Below are 9,046 nucleotides of genomic sequence, written 5' to 3' on the forward strand. Positions count from 1 at the left end.
CGGATCACGCAACGGTGTGGAACGATTCCGGGAGTTTGGAATTGGAGCATTAGCCGGCCGTCATCCCCTCCCCCTCGTGCTCGGTCGGCTGATTTCAAGGCGTGGCCAGCATCCGCCGGCCACGCCTTTTTTTGCGCCTGCGGGCATACGGCACGGCGACGGAACCATGCGGGTTCCGCGGCGTTGGTCCGGAGAATTTTCTCACAAGATTTCAAGCGACATCAGCGGGAGACAGACGATGGCACGGTCGCAAAACGGAGCGGCAAAGTCGCGGCGCAAGATGTCGAGCCGCAGACCAAGGGCAAGCCGCTCGCAAAGCGCCAGCGCTGTGATGGGCGATGCCGTGGCAGGCGACGTTGCGGCCATGCGCGCGGAGATTGCGGACATGATCTCGTCGCTCGACGAGCGCATCAATCGGCTGAACCAACTGACCAAGCAGGGTGCGGCCCATGCTGCCGATGGCGCTAACGATATCGTGCTCAACGCCATTTCGGACCTTACCGGCCGAGTCACCGGGAGGGCCCAGGCAGGGGTGTCATCGGCAAGCGACGAGGTCGCAAAATTCGGAACACAGGCGGTGAAGCGCTTCATCACCGAAGTCGACAGGCGTCCGCTGCTGACGCTCGCAATCGCGGCGGGGATCGGGTTCATCGCAGGGCTAGCCCGCCGGCCGGAGTGAACCGATGGCGCTCTCCGACATCGTTGCCGGCGGGCTTGACCGCCCGGTTGCGGCGATCCGCCGCCATGCCATTTCGCTGGTGGTCGCCGGGGTGGCGGCGATCGGCGCGGTTGTCTACGCGGCTTCGGCCCTGTTTCTGCTGCTGGAAGCGGCGCTGGGCCCGATCGGCGCCCGTCTCGCGGTAGCAGTGGTGCTGCTGATCGTGGCGATCGGGGGATATTTCGCACCAAGGCTGTATCGTGCCTCAGTTCGCCACGATAAGCCTCTGCCGGAAGCCGAAGGCATGACCCGCGACCAGCGCCTTGCGCTGGTGTTCGAGGCGCTGATGCTCGGTTTTTCGATGGGTTCCCGAAAGCCGGCTGAGAACTCCGACAATTCCAAATAGCTCCGTAACGAAAGGCGGCCGGAAAATCCGGCCGCCTGATTTGCGTGATGAGCGGCGGATTACCCGCCGTTAGCTGGCGCGGCGCTCACGCCTGCGCGCATTGCGTTCGAAGAACAGCGCCTGGCTGATGACGGCGGAAACGGTCGCCGGCTGAAACGGCTTCGCGATCAGGAAGGCCGGTTCCGGACGTTCACCGGTCAGGAAGCGCTCCGGATAGGCGGTAATGAAAATCACCGGCACTTCGAAGGAGCGCAGCAATTCGTTCACCGCGTCGAGGCCCGAAGATCCATCGGCCAGCTGGATATCCGCCAGGATCAGTCCCGGCCGCTTGGCCTTGGCGAGCGTGACCGCTTCGGAATGGGTACGGGCGACGCCGAGCACGCGATGGCCGAGGCTTTCGACGAGCCCTTCCAGGTCCATCGCGATGAACGGCTCATCCTCGATGATGAGGACATCCGTCGCGATCTCCGCGGCCAGCTCGCGTCCGGATTCCTCGACCAGTTGCCGGAGGGTCGGGATATCCACATCCAGGATGGACGCCGCATCGGCTTCGGAAAAACCCTCGAGCGCGACCAGAAGGAAGGCCTGCCGAGGGCGCGGCGTGATCTGGCTCAGGCGCTGCTCGGCCGGCAATGCGGCGGACTCGGGACCGCCTTTTGCATTCACGACCACCGAATTCCATATCTTGCTGAACAGCTGATAGAGCGCCACCCGCGGGGAGGACGAGCTGTCAAGAACCGATGTGTCCTCGATGAGTGCCTCCAATGCGGCTGCCACATAGGCGTCGCCGGAGGACTGGCTGCCTGTCAAAGCGCGGGCGTACCGACGCAGAAACGGCAGATAAGGTGCGATGGCTTGCGAAGCGGACACGTAATCCCTCCCGTTGGGCCTGAAGTCTTCGCGGCCCCAACGTGTCTTACCAAAAAAAGTTCCCGAAACAGGAACCTTTTGCGTGTTGAGGCATTTCGGATGGAGCGGGGACCGGCGCTGCCCCGTATCAGCAGCCCGGGCGAGGACGAAATGAGAACACGCAAGCCAGGCACATCACCTTCCATGCAGCCGGACGCCATGAGCCAGAAAAACGCATCCGGTCTGAACCGGGAAATTCAATCCAAGATCGGCCAGCAATTGCGGGCGATCTACGACGACGTCGTGCAGGAGGGCGTACCGGATCGGTTCACCGAGCTTCTCAAGCAACTCGACAAGGCGCCTGGGGAAGGAAAATCCGAATGAGTGTCGATCCGGTTCTCCGAGATCAGATTCTTGCGGCCATTCCGAGCCTGCGCGCATTCGCCATTTCGCTTTCGGGAAATGTGGATCGGGCGGACGACCTCGTGCAGGAAACCATTCTGCGGGCTCTTGCGAATATCGGGTCATTCCAGCCCGGCACCAATATGCCGGCCTGGCTTTTCACGATTCTTCGCAACCTGTTCCGCTCGGAATATCGCAAGCGGCGCCGCGAGGTCGAGGATACCGACGGCAGTCTGGCCGAAACGCTCACGTCGCATCCCGACCAGATCGGCAAGGTGGAGTTTCAGGAATTTCGCACAGCGCTTGCCCAATTGCCGGCCGAGCAGCGCGAGGCGCTGATCCTGGTCGGCGCCTCCGGCTTCTCGTATGAGGAGGCCGCAGACATCTGCGAGTGCGCCGTTGGCACCATCAAGAGCCGCGTCAACCGGGCCCGAAGCCGCCTTGCGAGGCTGCTCGAAGTCGAGAATATCGACGAATTTGGACCGGACCATGCCACGCGCGCTGTGCTGATGCGCCAGGAAAACTGATCCCGTCTGCACGCCTGGTTTCTGACGCCGCGCCCGCAAGTGCGCGGCGTTTTTTCTTGAGCGCGCCGGTCCAGGACGGTCGCCGTCGGAACGCCAGGCCGCCACATCCGTTATGGACCGCATTCAGGGACCCGGAGATAGTCGGATGCGCAAGACATCGAGAGCACGTGAACCGTCTGTCTCGCGCGCGGTCGGGGTTATCGAGAAGCACAAAGGCGCTGGCCCTGACCAACAGACCGCGTTCGTGCGCGCGGCGTGCGGAATCGCCCATCTCGCCGGCAAGCCTGCCACATTCCTGATCGCGGTGGCGCTGGTGGTCGGCTGGGCAATCAGCGGGCCGATATTCGGCTTCAGCGACACCTGGCAGTTGGTGATCAATACATCCACGACCATCATTACGTTTCTAATGGTCTTCCTGATCCAGAATACCCAGAATCGCGATACCGCCGCCATTCAGATCAAGCTTGCGGAATTGATTTTGCGGCTGGACGGCGCCGACGACAAGCTCGCCACGGCGGAAGACCTGTCCGACGAAGAACTGGAACACTTGCATCGCATGCTGAAGGAACGCGCCGAAAACGCGGCGGCATCGCTCGACCGCCGCCGCGGCAACAAGGCCGCCTGAAGGCTCTTAGGCGCCGGGTCATTTCTGGCAGACCGGACAATAAAAGGTCGAGCGCCCATTTTGCACAATGCGACGGATGATACCCGGACAGCGGCGCGTGGGGCACGGGGCGTTCTCTCGGTCATAGGCACGGAAGGCATGCTGGAAATAGCCGAGTTCGCCGTCGGTGCGGCGATGGTCGCGCAGGGACGAACCACCGGCTTCAATCGCGTCATTCAGCACGGCGCGTATCGCTTCGACCAGAGCCGCCGCGCGATCGTTCGGCGCGCCCTTTCGGCCGGCGAGCGTGGACGCCTTTCGCTTCGGCGACAGATGCGCACGATGCAGCGCCTCGCAGACATAGATATTGCCGAGACCGGCAACCACCCGCTGGTCGAGCAGCGCGGCCTTGAGGCTGGTCTGTTTCCCCGTACAGGCGGCCGCCAGCATCGCAGCATCGAATGCGTTGCCGAGCGGTTCCGGCCCGAGCGCACGCAGAAGCGGTTCCTGCTCCAGCGATCCCCGCGCAATCAGCTTCATGCAGCCGAAACGGCGCGGATCGTTGAAGGTCGCAACGCCCCCGCTCGACATGTGGAACACGACATGATCGTGGGCGGCCGACTTCGAACGCTCGTGGAGAAAATCCCCGGGAGTCTCTTCGTGGCCCGCCTGCGCGACGCGGAACGAGCCCGACATGCCCAGATGCATCAGCAGCACCTCGCCGGACGACAGATCGGCAAGAATATATTTCGCACGCCGGCCGAGACCGGTGACGGTCTGTCCTTCCAGCCGCTTCACGAAATCCTTGGGCAGCGGCCAGCGCAGATCGCCACGGCGCGCCTCCACCCTTTCGAACCGCGCGCCTTCCATCAGCGGCTGCAAGCCGCGGCGGACGGTTTCCACTTCGGGAAGTTCAGGCATTTGCAGTCAATCAGGCCTTCTTCTCGGGCATCTCGCCGAATCGGATGCGGTTGCCGAACGGATCGGTCACCGTCATTTCCGCTTCGGTCCAGTCGCGGCTCTCGACGCCCGGGCGCAAATAGCCATAGCCCCTGGCGCTGATTTCCGCATGATAGTCCCGCACTCCGCGCATGCGCACATAGGCCGTGGATCCCGGACACGCATCCCCATGGTGCTCGCTCAGGTGCAGCACCACCGGGCCGCGGGATATTTGCATGTATAGCGGCGTATCAGGCTCGAACCGGTGCTCCCAGTCGAGGCTGAATCCCAGAAAATCGAGATAGAATTCCCGCGCCTTCTCTACCGAGAAGATGCGGAAGACAGGCACCGGCGGTGTAAAGGACAGGGTCACGAAACGGTCCTGGCAGGTCTGTTTACGGCAAATCCGGTTACGGCTGGTCTCGTTCCGGCAGGTCTCGTTAACGAGGGCGATGCCGTTATGTAGCGCGCCCCCGCGGGCTGGGCTATCGTCCGGCGTGCAGGATGGAAATGATAGAGAATCCGACCAAAGAGGCCAATTTCGGCTTCCGGCGTGTGCCGCTCGACCACAAACAGGGTCTCGTGGACGACGTGTTTCGAACCGTGGCGCGCCGCTACGACCTGATGAACGATCTGATGTCCGGCGGACTGCACCGGGCCTGGAAGGCCGCTTTGGTCACCGCGGTCAATCCGCCGAAGAGCGGCCGCGCTTTCCGGCTGCTCGACGTCGCCGGCGGCACCGGCGACATCGCCTTTCGCGTGCTGGAGGCCGGTGGTTCGGGCACCCGCGCCACCATTCTCGACATCAACGGCGAGATGCTCGCGGTCGGACGGGAGCGGGCGCTGAGACGCGGGCTCGATACCGCCGTGACCTTCATCGAAGCCAATGCGGAGACACTGCCCCTGCCTGACCGATCGTTCGACGCCTACACGATCGCCTTCGGCATCCGCAACGTCCCCAGAATGGACGTCGCCCTGCGTGAGGCTCATCGCGTATTGCGGCCGGGCGGGCATTTCCTGTGCCTTGAGTTTTCGTCGGTCGATGTGCCGGCGCTGGAAGCACTTTACGACTTTTACTCCTTCAACGTCATTCCCGCACTCGGCCGCGCGGTGGCCGGCGACGCCGAATCCTACCGCTATCTCGTGGAATCGATTCGCAACTTTCCAAGACCGCAGGCTTTCGCGGCGATGCTTCGAGAAGCCGGGTTCGCGCGGGTTTCGTTTACGCCGATGACTGGCGGCATCGTTGCCCTGCATTCGGGCTGGCGGCTGTGACGAAGGTCGGTCGCACGCATCCGCAAGCATGATCTCCGCCCTCGCCAACTCGCTGCGGCTGATGCGCGCCGGATATGTGTTCGCGCGCGAAGGCGTTTTCAGCGAGCTTGATCCGGCGCTGCTGCCGGTATCCGCGCGGCTCGGCCTGCGGGCCGCCCGGCTGATCGAACGGCCGGGCAAGAACGATCAGGCCGGCCGGCTCGCCGCTGCGCTGACGCGCCTCGGACCGACTTATGTCAAGCTAGGGCAATTCCTGGCGACGCGCCCGGACGTTGTCGGCGTTGCGGTCGCGCGAGACCTCGAGAGCCTGCAGGATCGCATGCCGCCCTTTCCGCAGGCGCAGGCTGTTGCCATCGTCGAGCAGGCGTTCGGCAGGCCGATCAATGAGACCTTCCCCACTTTTGGCCCCTCTGTCGCTGCCGCCTCGATCGCGCAGGTGCATCGCGCCGAAATCCGCACGGCGGCCGATCCGCGCCCGGTCGCCGTAAAGGTGCTGCGGCCGGGAATCGAGCGGCGCTTCACGATCGACCAGGACGCCTTTGCCTTTGCGGCAGGCAAGGCGGAAGAATTTTCCGCGGAAGCGCGCCGGTTGCGGCTGGTCGAGACCGTGGCCACGCTGCGGCGCTCCGTGACGCTCGAGATGGACCTGCGTCTCGAAGCGGCCGCGCTCTCCGAAATGGCCGAAAATACCCGGAACGATCCCGGATTTCGCGTACCGGCCATCGATTGGGATCGCACCGCCAAAGAGGTTCTGACGCTTGAATGGATCGACGGCACGCATCTGTCCGACCATGCCGCGCTCGAAGCGAAGGGTTTCAACCTCAAGGAACTGGCGCGGATCGTGATCCAGAGTTTCCTGCGCCACGCATTGCGCGACGGCTTTTTCCATGCCGACATGCATCCGGGCAACCTGTTCGTGGACGGTGAGGGGCGCCTCGTTGCAGTCGATTTTGGCATCATGGGCCGCCTCGGGCCCAAGGAGCGGCGGTTCCTCGCCGAAATCCTGTACGGCTTCATCACGCGCAATTACCGGCGCGCCGCCGAAGTGCATTTCGAGGCAGGCTACGTCCCGTCGCATCATTCGGTGGAGGATTTCGCGCAGGCGATCCGCGCCATCGGCGAACCGATCCACAACCGGGCAGCCGACGAAATCTCGATGGCGAAGCTGTTGACGCTGCTGTTCGAGGTCACCGGCCTGTTCGACATGCGGACACGGCCGGAATTGCTGCTGCTGCAGAAAACCATGGTGGTGGTCGAAGGCGTGGCACGCTCGCTCGATCCAAAGCTTGACATGTGGTCGACGGCAGAACCGGTCGTGCGCGACTGGATCGAACGCAATCTCGGACCCGCCGGCCGCATCGAGGACGCCGCCGAGGGGGCTCTCGAGCTTGGGCGCTTTCTGGGTCAGGTGCCGGGGCTGATGTCACGCAGCGCGGTGCTGATCGAGCAGCTGGATGCCTCCACCCGCAACGGCATCGTGCTGGCGCCGGAAACCGTCGCCGAAATCGGCCGCGCGGAGGCAAGGCGAGGCCGCTCGACCGCGATGGCGCTCTGGGCGATCGCGGCATTGCTGGCCTACATCGTGTACCTGATCAAGTGACGGCCGCCGCCGTTAACCATGGAGACGGCCGGCATCGGCTTGTTTCGGCGCCCTGCCGCGATATGTGTTAACGACTGCGTCACTGGTTCGGCGGCTCTCATGACCGGCAAGCGCATCCTTCTGGTAATTGGCGGCGGCATCGCCGCCTACAAGTCGCTCGACCTGATCCGGCGGCTGCGCGAGCGCGGCGCCGCGATGCGCTGCATTCTGACCAGGGCCGGCCACGAATTCATCACTCCGCTTGCGGTCGGCGCGGTGACCGGAGAGCGGACCTTTACCGACCTGTTCGACCCGCAGAGCGAATTCGACGTGGGTCACATCCGGCTTGCGCGCGACACCGACCTCGTGATTGTGGCGCCCGCCACCGCCGACCTGATCGCGAAGATGGCCAACGGTCATGCCGACGATCTCGCCTCCGCGGTACTGCTGGCGACAGACAAGCCGGTCCTGATAGCGCCGGCGATGAATCCGACGATGTGGCGGAATGCGGCGACACGCCGCAATGTCGCGCAGCTTGCCCGGGACGGCGTGTCGCTGATCGGTCCCAATGACGGAGAGATGGCCGAAAGCGGCGAGGCCGGCACCGGGAGGATGGCGGAACCTTTGGAAATCGTCGAAGCCGCGATGAATCGGCTTGCCACGCACGCGGACCGGCCGCTCGCCGGCAGGCGCGTGCTGGTTACCTCGGGGCCGACGCACGAGCCCATCGATCCGATCCGCTATATCGCCAACCGCTCGTCAGGGAAGCAGGGTCATGCCATCGCCGCCGCCGCAGCGGAGGCTGGCGCCGAGGTGATCCTCGTGTCTGGCCCTGTGAATGTGCCTGATCCGGTCGGCGTTGCTCCGGTCCACGTTACCACCGCGCGGGAAATGCTGGCCGCGGTCCGCAGCAGCCTGCCGGCGGATGCTGCGATCTTTGCCGCCGCCGTCGCTGACTGGGGCATTGCCAAGCCGGAAACCCAGAAGATCAAGAAGACCGCGAAGTCAGGAGCACCTGTCTTTTCGCTGACCGAAAATCCGGACATTCTGGCGACCGTGGCCAGGCTCAGGACCGGCCGGCCGCGGCTGGTCGTCGGCTTCGCGGCCGAGACCGAGAAGGTGATCGATCACGCCAGGGCGAAGCTGAAGAGCAAAGGCTGCGACTGGATTGTCGCCAACGATGTGTCCCCCGCTTCCGGCGTCATGGGCGGGGATCGCAACACGGTACACCTCGTCACCACCGAAGGCGTGGAATCCTGGCCGTCGCAATCCAAGAACCAGGTGGCACGGCACCTGATCGGACGCATCGCCAGCGCGCTGAACGGATCTCCCCGGTGACACACGTCGAATTGCAGGTCGTACAGCTCCCGCATGGAGCCGGGTTGCCGCTGCCGGCCTATCAGAGTGCTGCGGCGGCCGGCCTCGACCTGCTGGCGGCAATCCCCGACGGACAGCCGGTCACGATCGCACCCGGACGATACGCAACGATCCCCACCGGCATTGTGATCGCCCTGCCCGCGGCAATGGAGGGGCAGGTGCGCCCGCGTTCCGGGCTCGCCGCGAAGCACGGGGTCACCGTTCTCAACGCACCCGGGACCATCGATGCGGATTATCGCGGTGAGATCGCGGTTCTGCTCATCAATCACGGCACCAAACCGTTCTCCATCGAACGCGGGATGCGAATCGCGCAACTCGTGATCGCGCCGGGTGTGCGCGCGCATATCCGTCCGGTTGAGAAGTTGAGTGAAACGGCGCGCGGCGACGCCGGAGTCGGTTCCACAGGTACGAAAAGTGTCAATACCGCGAT

General features: G+C 64.1%; 11 protein-coding genes and 1 pseudogene. 9 read left to right on the forward strand and 3 right to left on the reverse strand.

From position 1 onward, the window contains the following. Positions 1-238 precede the first annotated feature (238 nt). Positions 239-679, forward strand: a complete 441-nt coding sequence (locus tag AB7F49_RS21370; RefSeq protein ID WP_428526052.1) for a hypothetical protein — start codon at positions 239-241, stop codon at positions 677-679. Between the two features lie 4 nt (positions 680-683). Continuing rightward, a complete protein-coding gene (locus tag AB7F49_RS21375) occupies positions 684-1,064 on the forward strand; it encodes a hypothetical protein (RefSeq protein ID WP_428526054.1) in 381 nt (126 codons plus the stop codon). Between the two features lie 69 nt (positions 1,065-1,133). Here the strand turns inward: AB7F49_RS21375 and AB7F49_RS21380 are convergent, their stop codons facing one another. After that, complete coding sequence (locus AB7F49_RS21380; protein WP_428526056.1) at positions 1,134-1,934, reverse strand: response regulator; 801 nt, start codon at positions 1,932-1,934, stop codon at positions 1,134-1,136. A 183-nt stretch (positions 1,935-2,117) separates the two neighbouring features. On the opposite strand from AB7F49_RS21380, the gene AB7F49_RS21385 reads away from it, so the two are divergent. From AB7F49_RS21385 to AB7F49_RS21395, 3 genes are all read left to right on the forward strand, one after another. After that, on the forward strand, positions 2,118-2,297 hold the full coding sequence (locus AB7F49_RS21385; protein ID WP_428526072.1) for a NepR family anti-sigma factor: 180 nt from the start codon (positions 2,118-2,120) through the stop codon (positions 2,295-2,297). Next, positions 2,294-2,842, forward strand: a complete 549-nt coding sequence (locus AB7F49_RS21390; RefSeq protein ID WP_428526058.1) for a sigma-70 family RNA polymerase sigma factor — start codon at positions 2,294-2,296, stop codon at positions 2,840-2,842. The genes AB7F49_RS21385 and AB7F49_RS21390 overlap by 4 nt, the downstream gene beginning before the upstream one ends. A gap of 145 nt (positions 2,843-2,987) precedes the next feature. After that, positions 2,988-3,467: a low affinity iron permease family protein gene (locus tag AB7F49_RS21395; RefSeq protein WP_428526060.1), complete on the forward strand. Its 480-nt coding sequence runs from the start codon at positions 2,988-2,990 to the stop codon at positions 3,465-3,467. Positions 3,468-3,485: 18 nt separating this feature from the next. Here the strand turns inward: AB7F49_RS21395 and mutM are convergent, their stop codons facing one another. Both mutM and AB7F49_RS21405 read right to left on the reverse strand, forming a co-directional pair. After that, positions 3,486-4,367 (reverse strand): bifunctional DNA-formamidopyrimidine glycosylase/DNA-(apurinic or apyrimidinic site) lyase, encoded by an 882-nt coding sequence (gene mutM, locus AB7F49_RS21400; protein WP_428526062.1) that lies wholly within the window; start codon positions 4,365-4,367, stop codon positions 3,486-3,488. A gap of 10 nt (positions 4,368-4,377) precedes the next feature. Continuing rightward, a pseudogene (locus AB7F49_RS21405) lies at positions 4,378-4,752 on the reverse strand (glyoxalase superfamily protein); the annotation flags it as partial. A gap of 137 nt (positions 4,753-4,889) precedes the next feature. Between AB7F49_RS21405 and ubiE the strand changes: the two are divergent. From ubiE to dut, 4 genes are all read left to right on the forward strand, one after another. Next, complete coding sequence (ubiE, locus tag AB7F49_RS21410; protein ID WP_428526064.1) at positions 4,890-5,660, forward strand: bifunctional demethylmenaquinone methyltransferase/2-methoxy-6-polyprenyl-1,4-benzoquinol methylase UbiE; 771 nt, start codon at positions 4,890-4,892, stop codon at positions 5,658-5,660. Between the two features lie 28 nt (positions 5,661-5,688). Continuing rightward, positions 5,689-7,260, forward strand: coding sequence for a 2-polyprenylphenol 6-hydroxylase (gene ubiB / locus AB7F49_RS21415; RefSeq protein ID WP_428526066.1), 1,572 nt, complete (start codon positions 5,689-5,691; stop codon positions 7,258-7,260). 99 nt (positions 7,261-7,359) lie between these two features. After that, the gene (gene coaBC, locus AB7F49_RS21420; RefSeq protein WP_428526068.1) at positions 7,360-8,577 is read left to right on the forward strand and encodes a bifunctional phosphopantothenoylcysteine decarboxylase/phosphopantothenate--cysteine ligase CoaBC; all 1,218 of its coding nucleotides are present in this window, start codon (positions 7,360-7,362) and stop codon (positions 8,575-8,577) included. Further along, positions 8,565-9,046 (forward strand): dUTP diphosphatase (dut, locus tag AB7F49_RS21425; protein ID WP_428526074.1); only part of this gene is annotated, 482 nt, incomplete at its 3' end. The genes coaBC and dut, both read left to right, overlap by 13 nt.

The sequence above is a fragment of the Pseudorhodoplanes sp. genome (assembly GCF_050250235.1).
Lineage (GTDB): Bacteria > Pseudomonadota > Alphaproteobacteria > Rhizobiales > Xanthobacteraceae > Pseudorhodoplanes.

Coding starts and splice junctions, on each gene's coding strand:
- AB7F49_RS21375 (WP_428526054.1), top strand. CDS start 684: ATGGCGCTCTCCGACATCGTTGCCGGCGGGCTTGACCGCCCGGTTGCG.
- AB7F49_RS21390 (WP_428526058.1), top strand. CDS start 2,294: ATGAGTGTCGATCCGGTTCTCCGAGATCAGATTCTTGCGGCCATTCCG.
- AB7F49_RS21385 (WP_428526072.1), top strand. CDS start 2,118: ATGCAGCCGGACGCCATGAGCCAGAAAAACGCATCCGGTCTGAACCGG.
- AB7F49_RS21395 (WP_428526060.1), top strand. CDS start 2,988: ATGCGCAAGACATCGAGAGCACGTGAACCGTCTGTCTCGCGCGCGGTC.
- mutM (WP_428526062.1), bottom strand. CDS start 4,367: ATGCCTGAACTTCCCGAAGTGGAAACCGTCCGCCGCGGCTTGCAGCCG.
- ubiB (WP_428526066.1), top strand. CDS start 5,689: ATGATCTCCGCCCTCGCCAACTCGCTGCGGCTGATGCGCGCCGGATAT.
- AB7F49_RS21370 (WP_428526052.1), top strand. CDS start 239: ATGGCACGGTCGCAAAACGGAGCGGCAAAGTCGCGGCGCAAGATGTCG.
- ubiE (WP_428526064.1), top strand. CDS start 4,890: ATGGAAATGATAGAGAATCCGACCAAAGAGGCCAATTTCGGCTTCCGG.
- coaBC (WP_428526068.1), top strand. CDS start 7,360: ATGACCGGCAAGCGCATCCTTCTGGTAATTGGCGGCGGCATCGCCGCC.